General features: G+C 73.6%; 12 protein-coding genes and 2 tRNA genes. 5 read left to right on the top strand and 9 right to left on the bottom strand.

What is annotated here, in order from left to right; genetic code table 11:
* Nucleotides 1-60: 60 nt before the first annotated feature.
* A complete protein-coding gene (gene macS, locus TK50_RS20010) occupies nucleotides 61-1,212 on the bottom strand; it encodes a MacS family sensor histidine kinase (protein WP_422119950.1) in 1,152 nt (383 codons plus the stop codon).
* A gap of 80 nt (nucleotides 1,213-1,292) precedes the next feature.
* Here macS and TK50_RS20005 point away from each other — a divergent pair, with 80 nt between their 5' ends.
* Together TK50_RS20005 and glpK are read left to right on the top strand one after the other, a co-directional pair.
* On the top strand, nucleotides 1,293-1,751 hold the full coding sequence (locus TK50_RS20005; RefSeq protein WP_043965866.1) for an ATP-binding protein: 459 nt from the start codon (nucleotides 1,293-1,295) through the stop codon (nucleotides 1,749-1,751).
* A 64-nt stretch (nucleotides 1,752-1,815) separates the two neighbouring features.
* Nucleotides 1,816-3,303, top strand: coding sequence for a glycerol kinase GlpK (gene glpK / locus TK50_RS20000; protein WP_043965864.1), 1,488 nt, complete (start codon nucleotides 1,816-1,818; stop codon nucleotides 3,301-3,303).
* Nucleotides 3,304-3,340: 37 nt separating this feature from the next.
* Here the strand turns inward: glpK and TK50_RS19995 are convergent, their stop codons facing one another.
* Nucleotides 3,341-4,174, bottom strand: coding sequence for a phosphoribosylaminoimidazolesuccinocarboxamide synthase (locus TK50_RS19995; RefSeq protein WP_043965862.1), 834 nt, complete (start codon nucleotides 4,172-4,174; stop codon nucleotides 3,341-3,343).
* 129 nt (nucleotides 4,175-4,303) lie between these two features.
* Between TK50_RS19995 and TK50_RS19990 the strand changes: the two genes are divergently transcribed.
* A complete protein-coding gene (locus TK50_RS19990; RefSeq protein WP_043965860.1) occupies nucleotides 4,304-5,635 on the top strand; it encodes an ABC transporter substrate-binding protein in 1,332 nt (443 codons plus the stop codon).
* A 274-nt stretch (nucleotides 5,636-5,909) separates the two neighbouring features.
* On the opposite strand, the gene TK50_RS19985 is transcribed toward TK50_RS19990, so the two are convergent.
* The 5 genes from TK50_RS19985 to TK50_RS19965 all read right to left on the bottom strand — a co-directional run bounded on the left by TK50_RS19985 (nucleotide 5,910) and on the right by TK50_RS19965 (nucleotide 10,944).
* Nucleotides 5,910-6,161 carry a hypothetical protein gene (locus tag TK50_RS19985; RefSeq protein ID WP_043965858.1) on the bottom strand — a complete coding sequence of 84 codons (252 nt, stop codon included), beginning with the start codon at nucleotides 6,159-6,161 and terminating at the stop codon, nucleotides 5,910-5,912.
* Between the two features lie 221 nt (nucleotides 6,162-6,382).
* Nucleotides 6,383-6,456 (bottom strand) — tRNA-Met (locus tag TK50_RS19980).
* 215 nt (nucleotides 6,457-6,671) lie between these two features.
* Nucleotides 6,672-6,745, bottom strand: a tRNA-Met gene (locus tag TK50_RS19975).
* 72 nt (nucleotides 6,746-6,817) lie between these two features.
* Entirely contained in the window at nucleotides 6,818-9,808 is a 2,991-nt protein-coding gene (locus tag TK50_RS19970) for a UPF0182 family membrane protein (RefSeq protein ID WP_241774056.1), read from the bottom strand.
* A 122-nt stretch (nucleotides 9,809-9,930) separates the two neighbouring features.
* Entirely contained in the window at nucleotides 9,931-10,944 is a 1,014-nt protein-coding gene (locus tag TK50_RS19965) for a YlbL family protein (protein WP_199486100.1), read from the bottom strand.
* Nucleotides 10,945-11,125: 181 nt separating this feature from the next.
* Between TK50_RS19965 and TK50_RS19960 the strand changes: the two genes are divergently transcribed.
* A complete protein-coding gene (locus tag TK50_RS19960; RefSeq protein WP_052503872.1) occupies nucleotides 11,126-12,361 on the top strand; it encodes a zinc-dependent metalloprotease in 1,236 nt (411 codons plus the stop codon).
* Between the two features lie 182 nt (nucleotides 12,362-12,543).
* Here the strand turns inward: TK50_RS19960 and TK50_RS19955 are convergent, their stop codons facing one another.
* Nucleotides 12,544-13,152: a hypothetical protein gene (locus TK50_RS19955; RefSeq protein WP_043965852.1), complete on the bottom strand. Its 609-nt coding sequence runs from the start codon at nucleotides 13,150-13,152 to the stop codon at nucleotides 12,544-12,546.
* 207 nt (nucleotides 13,153-13,359) lie between these two features.
* Complete coding sequence (locus TK50_RS19950; RefSeq protein WP_043965850.1) at nucleotides 13,360-13,890, bottom strand: M48 metallopeptidase family protein; 531 nt, start codon at nucleotides 13,888-13,890, stop codon at nucleotides 13,360-13,362.
* 514 nt (nucleotides 13,891-14,404) lie between these two features.
* Here TK50_RS19950 and TK50_RS34480 point away from each other — a divergent pair.
* A complete protein-coding gene (locus TK50_RS34480; RefSeq protein ID WP_007464795.1) occupies nucleotides 14,405-14,572 on the top strand; it encodes a DUF5679 domain-containing protein in 168 nt (55 codons plus the stop codon).
* The last annotated feature ends 57 nt before the right edge of the window (nucleotides 14,573-14,629 follow it).

The raw sequence follows: 14,629 nt of genomic DNA, 5'->3' as shown, positions 1-14,629 counted from the left end.
CGTCCGGGCCGGTGGCCGGCGACCGTGGGCCGGTCGGCGGGGGCGGGGCGTCGGCGGCGCTCACCGGGGCGTCCTCGGCACGGTCAGCTCGACCTCGGTGCCGGCGCCGGGCGTGGAGGTGATGGTGACCGTGCCGCCCAGGTCGGCGACGCGGCCCCGGATCGACTGCGCCACCCCGAGCCGGCCCTGCCGCGCCGCCTCGTCGAGCCGGCCCGCCGGGATGCCCGGGCCCTCGTCGCGTACCGAGACCGTCACCGTCTCCCCCTCGTCCTCGATGAGCACCCAGGCCCGGCCACCCGCGTGCCGGCGCACGTTGTCCAGCGTCGCCCCGGTCGCGTCGGCCAGTTCCCGGGCCACCGGCGCGGGCAGCGGGACGCCGGTGGCCGGCGCCGACAGCGAGACCGTAGCCGAGGCGTACCGGCCGAGCAGGGCACGCAGGTCGAGGGTGTCCTGCCCCGCCGGGTCGGCGTCGCCGGGGGGTGCCGCCCCGGCGATCAGGGCGCGCAGGGCGGCCTCCTGCTCCCCCGCCAGCCGGGCCAGCTCGCCGGCCTCCCCGTCCAGGTGCGCGCCGCGCCGCTGCACCAGCGCGAGCACCTGGAGCACCGAGTCGTGGATGTCCCGGGCCAGCCGCTCCCGCTCCCGGGTCGCCGCCTCCAGCTCCACCGCCCGGTGCAGCCGCTGCTCGGCGGTCACCGCCAGCCGGGCGACGTGGCCGACCACCGCCCCCGCCATCAGCAGCAGGATCCAGCCGGTGAGGGCGGACTGGCCGATCCGCTCCCGGGCCGCCAGGTCGGCCGCGCACACCGCCAGCGCGGCCACGGTGCCGCGCCGCCGGCCGCCGGAGACGGCCCAGGCGAGCACCGGCCCGGCCAGCCACACCACGGCGAGGCTGGGCGCGCCGGCCGCGAGGGCCGCCCGGCCGACCGCCCAGGGGCTGACCTGCAGCACCCCGACCACGACGGCGAGGTCGGCGACCAGCAGCGGCCAGCCCCGTCGGGCGGGGCGGGCGTAGCCGAGGGCCGTGGTCACCGTCCAGCCGAGCATCACCAGCAGGACGGCGCCGGCGACCAACGGATGGGCGTACCCGCGGGCGTCGCGCGCGACGATCAGGCCGACGTACGCCAGGGCGGCGAACCGGAACACCGCGACGGCCCGCCAGAGCGGGACCTCGAATCCACCGGGCGTCGACGGCACCCCGACACGATGCCACACGCCCCCTCCCCAGCCATGATCGTCCGTCGGGCGGGAGGCGACCCGCCGCCACCTGCCCCGGGAACGGCGGACGATCATGGCTGCCCCGACCGACACGGCGTACGGTTGTGCCCATCGACACCACCCTCCTGATCGCCGAAGCCTTCGACCAGGCCCAGGTGACCGAGCTCCGGCACTCGGTCACCTCCTGCGCGCACGCCGTCGGGCTGCGCGGGCAACGGCTGGACGACTTCGTGCTGGCCGTCAACGAGCTGCTCACCAACGCGGTGCGGCACGGCGGCGGGCGGGGGTGGCTGCGGCTGTGGCGCCAGCCGGGGCGGCTGGTCTGCGAGGTCGCCGACCACGGCCGGGGGATCAGCTCCCGGCGGCTCGACGACCGGAGCCGCCCCGCGCCCGACACCGCGGGCGGCTGGGGCCTCTGGCTGGCCCGGGAGCTGAGCGACGCGATGGACGTCGAGACCGGCCCGGCCGGCACCACGGTCCGCATCGGCATGCCCCTCGCCCCGGCCCTCGACGCCGGCGAGCGCGCCCCGGACTGACCCGCCGGGCCCGGCCGGGCGGCGGTGGGCGGCGGACCGGCGGCGGGGCGGGTACGGTGCTGCGGTGACCGGAGAGTACGTCGCCGCCATCGACCAGGGCACCACCTCGTCCCGGTGCCTCGTCTTCGACCGGGCCGGGGAGATCGTCTCCGTGGCCCAGCGCGAGCACCGGCAGATCTTCCCCCGGCCGGGCTGGGTCGAGCACGACGCCGAGGAGATCTGGGACAACGTGCGGCTCGTCGTCCGCGAGGCGCTCGACGCGGCCGGCACCGGCGCGGAGGGGCTCGCCGCCGTCGGCATCACCAACCAGCGGGAGACCACCGTCGTCTGGGACCGCGCCACGGGCCGCCCGGTCGCCAACGCCATCGTCTGGCAGGACACCCGCACCGGGCCGCAGCTGCGCGCGCTCGACGAGGCGTACGGCGAGCAGCGGCTGTGCGAGCGCACCGGGCTGCGGCTGGCCACCTACTTCGCGGGCCCGAAGCTGCGCTGGCTGCTGGACAACGTCGACGGGCTGCGCGGCCGGGCCGAGCGGGGCGAGGTGCTGTTCGGCACCATGGACAGCTGGCTGATCTGGAAGCTGACCGGCCGACACGTCACCGACGTGACGAACGCGAGCCGCACCATGCTGATGGGCCTGGACACCCTCGACTGGGATCCGGAGCTGCTCGACGCGCTCGGCGTGCCGGCCGCGATGCTCCCCGAGATCCGCAGCTCGGCCGAGGTCTACGGCACCGCCACCGACGGGCCGCTCGCCGGGGTGCCGGTGGCCAGCGCCCTCGGCGACCAGCAGGCCGCCCTGTTCGGGCAGACCTGCTTCCAGCCGGGCGAGGCCAAGTGCACGTACGGCACCGGCAGCTTCCTGCTGCTCAACACGGGCGCGAGCCCGGTGATCTCCTCGCACGGGCTGCTGACCACCCTCGCGTACCGGATCGAGGGGCAGCCCGCCGTGTACGCGCTGGAGGGCGCGATCGCGGTCACCGGGTCGCTGGTGCAGTGGCTGCGGGACAACCTCGGCCTGATCTCCACCGCCGCCGAGGTGGAGGAACTGGCCCGCACGGTCGACGACAACGGCGGCTGCTACGTGGTGCCGGCGTTCTCCGGGCTGTTCGCCCCGCACTGGCGCAGCGACGCGCGCGGGGTCGTCGCCGGGCTCACCGGCTACATCACCAAGGGGCACCTGGCCCGGGCGGCGCTGGAGGCGTCGGCCTGGCAGACCCGCGAGGTGGTCGACGCGATGAACGCCGACTCCGACGTGGCGCTGCGCCGGCTGCGGGTCGACGGCGGGATGACCGCCAACGGCCTGCTCATGCAGTTCCTCGCCGACGTGCTGGACGTGCCGGTGGTCCGCTCCCGGATCACGGAGACGACCTGCCTCGGCGCGGCGTACGCGGCGGGCCTCGCCGTGGGCTTCTGGCCGGACCTGGCCACTCTGCGCGCCCAGTGGCGCTCCGACGCGCAGTGGACCGCCGCGATGGACCCGGACGAGCGGGACCGGGAGCTGCGCCAGTGGCGCAAGGCCGTGCAGCGCACCCTCGACTGGGTGGACTGACCCGGCACCGGTCGGCCCGGCACCGGGCCGGCGGGCGTCAGGACCAGGTGCGGCCGGTGAGCTTCTCGTAGACCTCGACGTAGCGGGCCCGGGTCGCCTCGATCACCTCGGCGGGCACCTCGGGGGCCGGGGGCCGCTTGTCCCAGCCGCCGCCGGTCGCCCAGTCGCGGACGTACTGCTTGTCGTAGGAGAACTGGGCCCGGCCCGGCTGGTACGACTCGGCCGGCCAGAACCGCGACGAGTCGGAGGTGAGCACCTCGTCGCCGAGGACGAGGGTGCCGTCCGCCGCCCAGCCCAGCTCGATCTTGGTGTCGGCGACCAGGATGCCCCGGTCGGCGGCCAGCTCCGCGCCCCGGCAGTAGATGTCGAGGGTGATCTGCCGCAGCCGCGCGGCGGTCTCCGCGCCGACCTTGTCCACCACCTGCTCGTAGGAGATCGGCTCGTCGTGCTCGCCCTTGGGGGCCTTCGTCGACGGGGTGAAGATCGGCTCGGGCAGGATCGACGCCTCGACCAGGCCCCGGGGCAGCCGCACGCCGGAGACCGCGCCGGTGCGCTCGTACTCGGCGAGGCCGCCGCCGGTGAGGTAGCCCCGCGCGACGCACTCGACCGGGACCATCTCCAGCCGCCGGCAGCGGATCGCCCGGCCGGCGAACTCCGCCGGCACGTCCGTGGCGGAGACGACGTGGTTCGGCACCAGGTCGGCGAGCTGCTCGAACCACCACAGGGACAGCGCGGTGAGCAGGCGGCCCTTGTCCGGCACCGGGGTCGGCAGCACCACGTCGTAGATCGAGATCCGGTCGGAGGCGACCAGGATCAGGTCGTCGCCGTCGGCGTAGACGTCCCGGACCTTGCCCGAGTGCAGAAGTTCCACGCGCCCTAGTACACCACGGGCCGGCAGACGCCCCGGGACGGCCACCCGTCGGGCCGCACGGCCGTTGACACCCGCCCGCGCCGGCTGTGTAAATGGTCCGACCCCACGTTGGAAAGATCAGGAGCGCCCGTGCCCGACGCCCGTACCCCACCGACCCGCACCGGCCCGGACCCGGGCCGGCGGCGGCTGCTCGGTGCGCTGCTCGGGGCGCCGTTCGCGGCGACCGGCCTCGCGGGCTGCGGCAGCCGGGAGGAGGACCGGCCGGTCGAGGACGGGCCGGTCGAGCTGTCGGTCTTCTGGTACGGCACGGCCGCCCGGGCCGAGCTGACCGAGAAGGCGCTGCGGCTCTACTCCTCCCGCAACAACCTGGTCAGCTTCCGGGTCACCTGGCAGGGCCTGCCCGGCTACTACGACCGGCTGGCCACCCAGGCCGCCGGCGGCAACGTGCCCGACCTGATCCAGCTCGACGACACCGTCCTCGCCGAGTACGCCCGGCGGGAGATCCTGCTCGACCTCGGCGGATACGTCGCCGACCACCGGCTCGACCTGCGCGGGCTCCCGCCGGACCTGGCGCGCTACGGCGAGGTGGACGGCCGCACCGTGGCGGTCGCCGCCGCCCAGACGACCGCCGCCCTCGTCTACAACCGCAGCCTGCTGCGCCGGCTCGGCGTCGCCGAGCCCCGCACCGGCATGTCCTGGCCCGCGTACGTCGACTGGGCCGCGCGGGTCACCCGGGCCGCCGACGGCCGGGTGGCCGGCACGATGGACCCGTCCGGGGACCACCGGGCGCTGTGGCTGTGGCTGCGGTCCCGGGGCGCCGAGTTGTACCAGGGCCGGCAGCTCGGCTTCGGCGCGAACGAGCTGGTCGACTGGTTCGAGCTGTGGCAGAACGCGCGGGCCCGGCGCGCCACCCCGAGCGCCGCCCTCGTGGACCAGGCCGACGGCGGCGAGCCGACCCGGCAACTGGTGGTGACCGGCCATACTGCCGCGTCGTTCGCCTGGGCCCACCAGTTCCCCGAGTTCCGGCGGCAGACCCGGGACGAGCTGGCCCTGGCCGCGTTCCCCGGGCCACCGGCGGCGCAGTGGCCGCGCGCCTCGATGTACTGGGCGGGCTTCCGGGGCACCCGGCACCCCGCACTGGTGGCCGACGTCATCCAGTTCCTCACCAACAACATGGAGGCCGGCCTGGCACTCGGCCACGAACGCGGGGTGAGCCCCAACCTCGCCATCCGCCGGTACGTGCGGGAGAGCCTGACCGACCCGGGGCAGCAGGCCGCCGCCGCCCTCGCGGAGGCCGTGGCCGCCCAGCTCGGCCCGGCCCCCGGCCCGCCGCCGAAGGGGCACGCCCGGGTCCGGACCCTGCTCGTCGAGACGGCGGAGGGCGTCCGCTCCGGCCGGGCCGGGATCCGCGCGGCCACCACCCGGTTCGTCGCCCAGGCCGAGGCCGCCCTGGCGTCCTGACCACCCGTCCGGGACCCGCCACCCGTCCGGACCCGCCCGCGGGTACCCGTTCTCGGGTGCCCGCTTTCGGTGCGCGCCCTCGGGCGCCCGCCCGCAGGTGCCCGCCGGCCCCCGGGTGACCGCCGGCCCCTGGGTGACCGCCGGCAAGATCGTGCTCAATCGCGGATCGAGTGGCCTCCGAGCGGCCGGAGGCCACTCCTTACCGGTTCGAGCGCGATGTTGGGCACGCGGACGCGGGCCCGGGCAGGGGCGGGGCGGGGCGTGGGCCGCCGGGTCAGCGCGGCGGGCGGTTTCGCCGGTTGCGCATGAGCAGCAGCACCAGCAGCACGATCCCGCCGACGACGACCAGGCAGCACAGCAGCCCGAGGAAGCCGACGCCGCCGCCCCGGGACCGCCGCTTGGCGGCCTCCACCACAAGCTCTCCCGTGCCGGTGGACGCCCAGGCCGCGACCGGGACGAAGACCGACAGCACGACCGCACCGAGGACCGTGCTGAGCCGGCCCCACCACTTGTTCCACGAAGACATGCCCCCATCCTCGCCGAGGAACGCAAGTGGGGCACGCGGGACGGCCAGGGATGCGCCCGACGGCGCGAGGACGGCATCGCCCGACGGCGCGACGGACAGCGCGCCCCAGCTTCGCGGCCGAGAGCTGGACAGGACCTCGCGCGAGGAGGCGACACGGAGCTTTTCGCGCGCAGGAAAAGGCGAAGGGCCCCGGAGCGAACTCCGGGGCCCTTGCGAACGAGTAGCGGGGACAGGATTTGAACCTGCGACCTCTGGGTTATGAGCCCAGCGAGCTACCGAGCTGCTCCACCCCGCGTCGGCTTTCATAGCTTAGCCCATCCCCGCGGCGGAGATCAGCGGGCCCCCCGAAAGCCGCCCGCCCCATCCGAGAAGCCAGCATCCGAGAAGCCAGCACGCGAAACGCCAGCACGCGAGGACCAGCGTGCGAAGGGCCAGCACGCAAAAGGCTCTCACGTGGAAGGCTGTCACGCGAAAGGCCCCGGAGCGAACTCCGGGGCCTTTCCGAACGAGTAGCGGGGACAGGATTTGAACCTGCGACCTCTGGGTTATGAGCCCAGCGAGCTACCGAGCTGCTCCACCCCGCGTCGGCTCGTTAACCCTAACCCACCGCCCCCGCGGGCCGCAAAACGGCCCACGGGGCGGGGCGTAACCGCTGGTCATCCCCCTGCCGGCGCCGACGGCGACGGGGCGGAGCCACCGCTGGGCGAGGCGGACGGCGACGCCGAGGGCGCGGCCGGGGCGGCCGGGCTGGCCGCCTGCTGGGCCTGCTGGAACGCCGTCATCGCCTCGTCCAGGGCCTTGAGCGCCCGGCCGTACCGCTCGAAGTCGCCGGACGTCTGCGCGGCCTTGACCTCGGCGATGGCCGACTGCACCTTGGCCGCCGCCTCGGCCAGCTCGCCGGTCAGCGGCGGGGCGTTGCTGCCGTCGCCCGGGGGCGGGGTGCCACCGGTCGGCGGCGGGGTTCCGCCCTCGGCGGCCTGCTTGCCCTGCTCGACGAGCTGCTTGATGCCGTCGGTCAGGTTGTTGGCCAGCACCACGTACGAGCCGCCGTCGCCGTAGGAGAGCAGCACCTTCTGCAGCAGCGGGTACGCGTCCTGCTGGTTGCTCTTGACGTAGACCGGCTCGACGTACAGCATCCCGTCGCCGAACGGCAGCGACAGCAGGTTGCCGTACTGCACCTGGGCCTGGTTGGAGGAGAGCAGGTTCAGCTGCTGCCGGATGTTGGCGTTGTTGGTCATCTGCTGGTGCACCTGCACCGGCCCGGAGATCCGGGTCTGGTCGGGCAGCTCCAGCACCTCCAGCTGCGGTTTGCCGTCGACGTACGAGCCGGAGATCAACGCGGCGAGGTTCTGCCGGCCGTTCGGGGTGACGGCGGAGGTGAGCTGGAAGCGCGGCGCGGTCTGCCCCGGGAACTGCGTCCACAGGTAGTACGGCGGCTGCTTCTGCCCACCGTCGGGGTTGTCCGGCACGTTCGGCACCTGCCAGAAGTCCTGCGCCGAGTAGAAGTCGCCCGGGTCGGTGACGTGGAACTTGGTCAGCAGGTTGCGCTGCACCTTGAACAGGTCGGCCGGGTACCGGAAGTGCTCCCGCAGCTCGGCCGGGATCTTGTCGTTCGGCAGCACCAGGTCCCCGCCGAACGCCTTGTTCCACGCCTTGAGCACCGGGTCGGTCTGGTCGAACTCGTACAGCCGGACCGTGCCGTCGTACGCGTCGACCGTGGCCTTGACCGAGTTGCGGATGTAGTTGACGTTCTCCCGGGCGAGCTGGAACGTGCCCCGGCCGGTCAGCTCGTCGGTGGTCTCCGACTGGAGGTTGACCCGCTCGGCGTACGGGTAGGTCGCGGCCGTGGTGTAGCCGTCGACGATCCACTGCACCCGGCCGCCGACCACCGCCGGGTACGGGTCACCGTCGAGGGTGAGGAACGGCGCGACCTTCTCCACCCGGTCCCGGGGGTTACGCACGTACAGCAGCTTCGAGTTCTCGTTGACGGCCTCGGAGAGCAGGAAGTTGGACTCCTGCTCCTTGATGGCGTAGAGCAGCCGGCGGCTGAACGAGCCGATCTCGACGCCGCCCTCGCCCGTGTACGTGTAGTACTGCTCGCCGCCGGTCTGGGTCGGCCGGTCGAACTCGGCGTTGCGCTCCGGGTTGGCCTGCCCGACGATCGCGTAGTCCTCGGGCTCCATCCGCTCGCCGTAGTAGATGCGCGGCTGGGTGGCCGGGATCTGCTCGGTCTGCGCGGAGCACGCCTCCTGGGTCTTCTCGCCGAGGAAGCCCGAGACGAAGTACGGCTGGCCGCCGCACACCACCTGGTTGGCCGGCGCTGCCACCAGCCCGTAGCCGTGGGTGTAGACGGTGTGCCGGTTGATCCAGGTGTTCTGCTGGTCGGTCAACTCGCCGTAGTTGACCTCCCGGACGCCGACCACGTAGTCGGAGGTCTTGCCGCCCACCGCGTACCGGTCGATGTCCAGCTTCGGGCCGAAGTCGTAGAAGCCCCGGACCTGCTGGAGCTGGGTGTACGTCTCGGAGACGAGCTGCGGGTCGAGCAGCCGGACGTTCGGCACCACGGAGGCGTCGGTGCCCAGGCTCGCCGGTGGCACCAGGTTGCTCGCCGCGTACGGCTGGATCTTCGTGTCGGCCAGCCCGAACGCGGCCCGGGTGGCGTCGATGCTCCGCTCGATGTACGGCGCTTCCTTGTCCTTGGCGCTCGGCTTGACCTCGAAGGTCTGCACGGCCCACGGGTAGATGCCGCCGATGGCGACGGCGGAGACGCCGAGCAGGGCCAGCGAGATGCCCGGCCACACCAGGTTCCGCATCACCGCGTTGGAGAACACGATGATCGCGATGGCGACCACGACCGAGATGTAGGCGAGGATCTCCTTGGCCGGCAGCAGCGCGTTGATGTCGGCGTACCCGGCGCCGTAGAGCTTCGCGCCCTCGTTGTACTCCAGCAGCATGCTGCGCCGGTCCAACACGTACGCCACGGCCTTGAGCAGGACGAAGACCGCGACGAGCGTGCTCAGGTGGGCCCGCGCGGCGTTGGTCATCCGGTCCCCGACGCCCTGCAGGCGCACGCCGCCGAAGATGTAGTGCACGGCCAGCGCGCCGAGCAGGGCCAGCACCACCGCCGTGAAGCCGACGCCCAGCACGTAGCGCCAGAACGGCAGCTGGAAGACGTAGAAGCCGACGTCGACGCCGAACTCCGGGTCCTTGACGCCGAAGTCGCCGCCGTTGCGGAACAGCAGCCACTGGTTCCACCGGCTCTGCGCCGACAACCCGGCGAAGAGGCCGACCACCAGGGCGACCAGGCTGATCCAGAGGCCGAGCCGGGGGCCGAGCACCATCCGGTAGCGTTCCAGGGTGGCCTGCTCCAGCGAGTGGGGCCGCAGCTTGGGGCGCAGCCGGTGCGCCAGCCAGAGGTTGCCGCCGACGACCAGCGCCATCGCGAGGCCGACGACGAGGAAGAGCAGCAGCCGGGTGGCCAGCACGCCGGTGAAGACCTGTGTGTATCGCACCTCGTCGAACCACAGCCAGTCCGTCCACGCCTGCACCCCCCAACCGAGGAGGGTGAAGAGGACGAACACCCCGACCAGGACGCCGATGGTGACGCGTCCGCGCCGGCTCATCCTCGGCAGGGGGCTGCTACGCATGACCACTGTTTGGCTCCGCACGCTCGATGTGATCGGCTCCGACCAGGCACCCAGAGTACGGGGTGTTCCTGAGAGTGTCGGCCCACGGTCACGCCGGGCGGCGGGTCGGGCGGGCGCATCGGTCAGCAGCGGGTGGGCTGGCCCCCGGCGCGGAGGGTCTCCAGGGCGGTGAGCGCGTCGGCCAGCGACCCCACCCTGAGCAACGGCAGGTCGGGCTGCGGGTTACGCACCGCCTCCGCGCAGTTCGCCTCCGGCACCAGGAAGACCTTCGCCCCGGAGTCCTTCGCGCCGACCAGCTTCTGGGCGATCCCGCCGATCGGGCCCACCCGGCCCTCGTCGTCGATGGTGCCGGTGCCCGCGATGATCATCCCGCCGGTGAGGTCGGCCGGTTCCAGCTTGTCCACGATCCCGAGGGCGAACATCAGGCCGGCGCTCGGCCCGCCGATGTCGCCGAGGTCGATGGAGAGGGTGAACGGGTGCGGCTGCTGCTGGTCGATCTCGACCCCGATGCGCGGCCGGCCGTCGGACTCCCGGCTGGTGATCCGGGCCGTGGCGGCGGTACCGGCGCGGGTGTAGCCGACGGTCAGGCTGGTGCCGGCCGGCTTGGCGCGGATCAGCTCGGTGAGCTTGCCCGCGCTGGTGACCGGCGTGCCGTCGACCGAGGTGACGACGTCGCCCGGCTTGAGCACCCCCTCCGACGGGCCGCCCGCCGTCACGGTCTTGACCAGCACTTGGACGGGGAACCCCAGCTCCCGCAGCGCGGCGGTCTCGGCGCTGGTCTGGGAGTTGCGGAAGTCCTCCTCGTTGCGCTGCTCGACCTCCTGCTGGGTCTCCCCCGGCGGGTAGACCAGCTCGCGGGGCACCACCGCCTCGTCGGCGGAGAACCAGCCGGCCAGCGCGGACCGCAGCCGCACCGTGGGCTGCACGCCGACCGTGGTCAGCCGCAGCTGGCCGGCGGAGGTGGACGTCGCCCGCCCGGTCACCTGGATGACCTCCTTGCCGTCCACGGTGCCGAGCGTGTTGACCGTCGGGCCGGGGCCGAGCACCACGTACGGGATGGGCGCGTTGAGCACGCCGAAGCTGAGCAGGGCGGTCAGCAGGGCACCCAGGAGGACGGTCACGCCGCGACGTCTCATGGCGGTGAGCGTACCGAGGTCGCGGCGGGATGCCCGAGGGTGACGGGGACTTCGCCCTCAGCGCAACGCCGGTGGCGGCTGCCTGGGGCGCAGCCCGCGTACCGTAGAGGTCGTGCCTGATATTCCGTTCGGTTTCGCGCTCCCGGGTGGGCAACCACCAGACCCCAACGATCCCGCGGCGATGCAGCAGTTCATGTCGCAGTTGCAGCACCTGCTCTCGGCGCAGGGCGGCGGACCGGTCAACTGGGACCTGGCCCGGCAGGTGGCCGCCAGTCAGCTCGCCGCCACCGGGGACCCGGCGGCCTCACCCTACGAGCGTCACGCCGTCGAGGAGGCGCTGCGCCTGGCCGACCTCTGGCTGGAGCCGGCCACCGCCTGGCCGACGGGCATCCGCACCTCGCTGGCCTGGAACCGCAACGAGTGGATCTACAAGACGCTCGACGTCTGGCGCAAGCTGTGCGACCCGGTGGCCAGCCGGATGGTCGGCGCGATGGGCGACCTGGTGCCGCCGGAGGCCCGCGCCCAGCTCGGCCCGATGCAGTCGATGGTGGCGACGCTGGGCGGCGCGCTCTTCGGCGGGCAGCTCGGCCAGGCCCTCGGCTCGCTCGCCGCCGAGGTGCTCTCCGCCGGCGACATCGGCCTGCCGCTCGGCCCGGCCGGCACGGCCGCGCTGATCCCGGCCAACATCCGGGTGTACGGCCAGGGCCTGGAGCTGCCCGAGGACGAGGTCCGGCTGTACGTGGCCCTGCGCGAGGCGGCCCACCAGCGGCTCTTCGAGCACGTGCCGTGGCTGCGCGGGCACGTGCTCACCGCCGTCGAGACGTACGCCTCGGGGATCCGGGTCAACCGGGAGGCGATCGAGGAGGCGATGGGCCGGGTCGACCCGACCGACCCGGAGTCGATGCAGGCGATCGCCCTGGAGGGCATCTTCACCCCGGAGGACACGCCGGCGCAGAAGGCGTCGCTGGCCCGGCTGGAGACCGCGCTCGCCCTGGTGGAGGGCTGGGTCTGCCACGTGGTGGACGACGCCGCCGGTGAGCGCCTGCCCAACGTCGTACGCCTCGGCGAGGCGTTCCGCCGTCGACGGGCGGCCGGCGGGCCGGCCGAGCAGACGTTCGCGGCGCTGGTCGGGTTGGAGCTGCGCCCGCGCCGGCTGCGCGAGGCGGCGACCCTGTGGGCGGCGCTGACCGAGCACCGGGGCATCGCCGGCCGGGACGCCGTCTGGGGCCACCCCGACCTGCTCCCCTCCGACGACGACTTCACCGACCCGGTGGCGTTCGCCACGGCCCGGCTCGACCTCGACGACGAGCTGGCCACCTTCGACTTCACCGCCCCGGGCGGCCCCCAGGAGCAACCCCCGCCCACCCCCGGCACCCCGGAACCCCCGGACTCCCCCGACTCCCCACCCCGCCCCTAACCCACCCCACCCCACCCCGCCCCACCTCGGCCCCGCCCCACCTCGGCCCGGTGATCAAGAGAAAAGCGTCAAAGTCGATCTTCACGGTGACGCAAACCTCTTGATCACCGCGGGCTGGGCAGGCTGGGTGGGTTGGGCGGGCGGGCCGGGCGTTGGGTGGGTGGGGCGTCAGGGGTGGGGCGTCAGGGGTGGGGTGATGAGAGGAGGGCGCGGGTGGTTTCCCAGCCCTCCACGGCGGGATTCAGGGCGGCCAGGTCGGCTGGGCCGCGCATCCGCCGCCAGGCGGCGGTGACGGCCACGTCCCCGGGGCTCGGGGCGGCCCGGCGCACATCGGCCGGGTGGGCGACGTCCAGGTCGACTTCGGGCAGCCACACGGGCACAGGCAGCCGGGACGCGACGCCGAGCAGGCCGGTGCCGGAGCCCTCGACCGGGGCGAGGGCCACCGGCCGCGTGGTCAGCGGGCGGAGCAGCTTGCCGACGGTCAGGCCGGGCAGGTCCGGGGCGTCGGCGGCGACGACGGCAGCCTCGTCGTACCCGGCCCCGGCCAGCGCGGCGAGGACGGCGGTGCCGGTGGCGGCGGGCACCTCGTACACGGCCATGCCGGGCCAGGTGACGGACTCGGCCAGGGCACGGTCGGCCGGGACGGCCGCGATCGCGGTCTCGACCTCCTGGAGGGTGGCGAGCAGGTCCACCACGTCCTCGGCGAGCGCGGCCCGCCAGGCCGCCGGGTCGATCCCCGGGGGCGTCCACGCCACCGGTCCGAGCAACGCCACCACCACACGTCGGGCCACGCCCCGACCCTAGACGAGCCCCACCGGAGACCCGCCTCCCCGCCCCACCAGCCCCGTCAAACTCGCCGATCTTGCACTTTCGGCCCCTCGAAAGCCCGTTTCACACCTTCTGCCCGGGCCCCAACTGCAAGATCGGCGCGGGCAGGGAGCGCGGGCTGCGGGCGGGTGGCGCGGGCTGCGGGCGGGTGGCGCAGGTGGGTGGGTGGGTCAGTCGGTCAGAGGGGTGCCGGAGGCGGCGGCCACGCCCTCCAGGTAACCGCGGGCGCGCTCGGCCTTGGGGTAACGCCCGACCAGCGCCCAGAACCGGGCGTTGTGGCTGGGCACGATGAGGTGGGCCAGCTCGTGCAGCAGGACGTAGTCGATCACCCAGTCGGGCATGTCCTGGATGCGGTGCGAGATGCGGATGGTGCGGTCGGCGGGGGTGCAGGAGCCCCACCGGCCGTTCTGGTTGGTCACCCAGCGGACGCTCACCGGGACGGCCTGGTCGCCGTACTCGGCGAGGTAGAGGCCGCGCAGCCGGGTGGCGCGGCCGAACAGCTCGTCGTCGGTGCGGACCAGGCGCCCCTCGCGGGCCGCCAGCCGGGCCAGCATCCGGTCGACCCACTCGGTCTCCTCGGCCCGGGAGAACTGGTCGGGGATCAGCACCACGACCCGTTCGCCGTCGCGGTAGGCGGACACCGTGCGTCGCCGGCGCTGGCTGCGCCGTACTTCGACGACCGGCTTCCGCGCCCCTGCCATCAGCGGGCCGCGCAGCCTTGGATTGCTGTCACGAAGGAAAGCTAATGGGTACTGACCAGGGGTCCGCAAGAGTCAACACCACGACACGCGCCCGGAAAGTCATGGTTGGTGACCAGGAGTCCCGAAAAAAATCCTTGCGGACCGTCACGGAGGGGCTCCGTCACGGTTCGTGGTCGCCGCGTCGGGAAGCCGCGCGCCTCCGCCCCACGGTATGTGATCACGCCGCCGGCCGCCCGCCGGGGGCCGCCTCTCGGGCGATCTGAGGGGGTTCACCCGGCGTGTCCCCGCGAAACTGACTTATCCGACGTAATTCGGCATGCACACTCTCGACGTCGACTTGCTCACAGTGTCGAAGCACAGCTGACATGGAACCACCCGCACCTGGGTAGGGTCCGCGGACCAGCGGTCACGAGCGTGGCCGCGGAGAAGTCCCAGCGTCGGCGCCCCCCGTGGCCCGCCGCCGGGCAACCCGCCGGAACCGGATTGACCGGCGGACGAGACGAGGAGGACAACCGTGGCCGACCAGGCCCAGACCTACAACGGTTACTGCGTCAAGTGCAAGGAGAAGCGGGACTTCGAGGGGCACGTCGAGGTCTCGAAGACCGGGATGAACATGGCCAAGGGCAAGTGTCCGGTGTGCGGCACAACAGTGAACCGCATCCTGGGCAAGGCGAAGGTCTGACCCGTTCGGGTCCAGCACGGGGGAGGGCGGCCACCGGTCGCCCTCCCCCGTCACGTT

The sequence above is a fragment of the Micromonospora haikouensis genome, assembly GCF_000876225.1.
Classification (GTDB): domain Bacteria; phylum Actinomycetota; class Actinomycetes; order Mycobacteriales; family Micromonosporaceae; genus Micromonospora; species Micromonospora haikouensis.
The sequence above is the reverse complement of the archived record's forward strand: the minus strand, read 5'-3'. Positions and strand labels throughout refer to the sequence as shown.

Coding starts and splice junctions, on each gene's coding strand:
- TK50_RS19950 (WP_043965850.1), bottom strand. CDS start 13,890: ATGGCAGGGGCGCGGAAGCCGGTCGTCGAAGTACGGCGCAGCCAGCGC.
- TK50_RS19970 (WP_241774056.1), bottom strand. CDS start 9,808: ATGCGTAGCAGCCCCCTGCCGAGGATGAGCCGGCGCGGACGCGTCACC.
- TK50_RS19985 (WP_043965858.1), bottom strand. CDS start 6,161: ATGTCTTCGTGGAACAAGTGGTGGGGCCGGCTCAGCACGGTCCTCGGT.
- TK50_RS19960 (WP_052503872.1), top strand. CDS start 11,126: ATGCAGCAGTTCATGTCGCAGTTGCAGCACCTGCTCTCGGCGCAGGGC.
- TK50_RS19965 (WP_199486100.1), bottom strand. CDS start 10,944: ATGAGACGTCGCGGCGTGACCGTCCTCCTGGGTGCCCTGCTGACCGCC.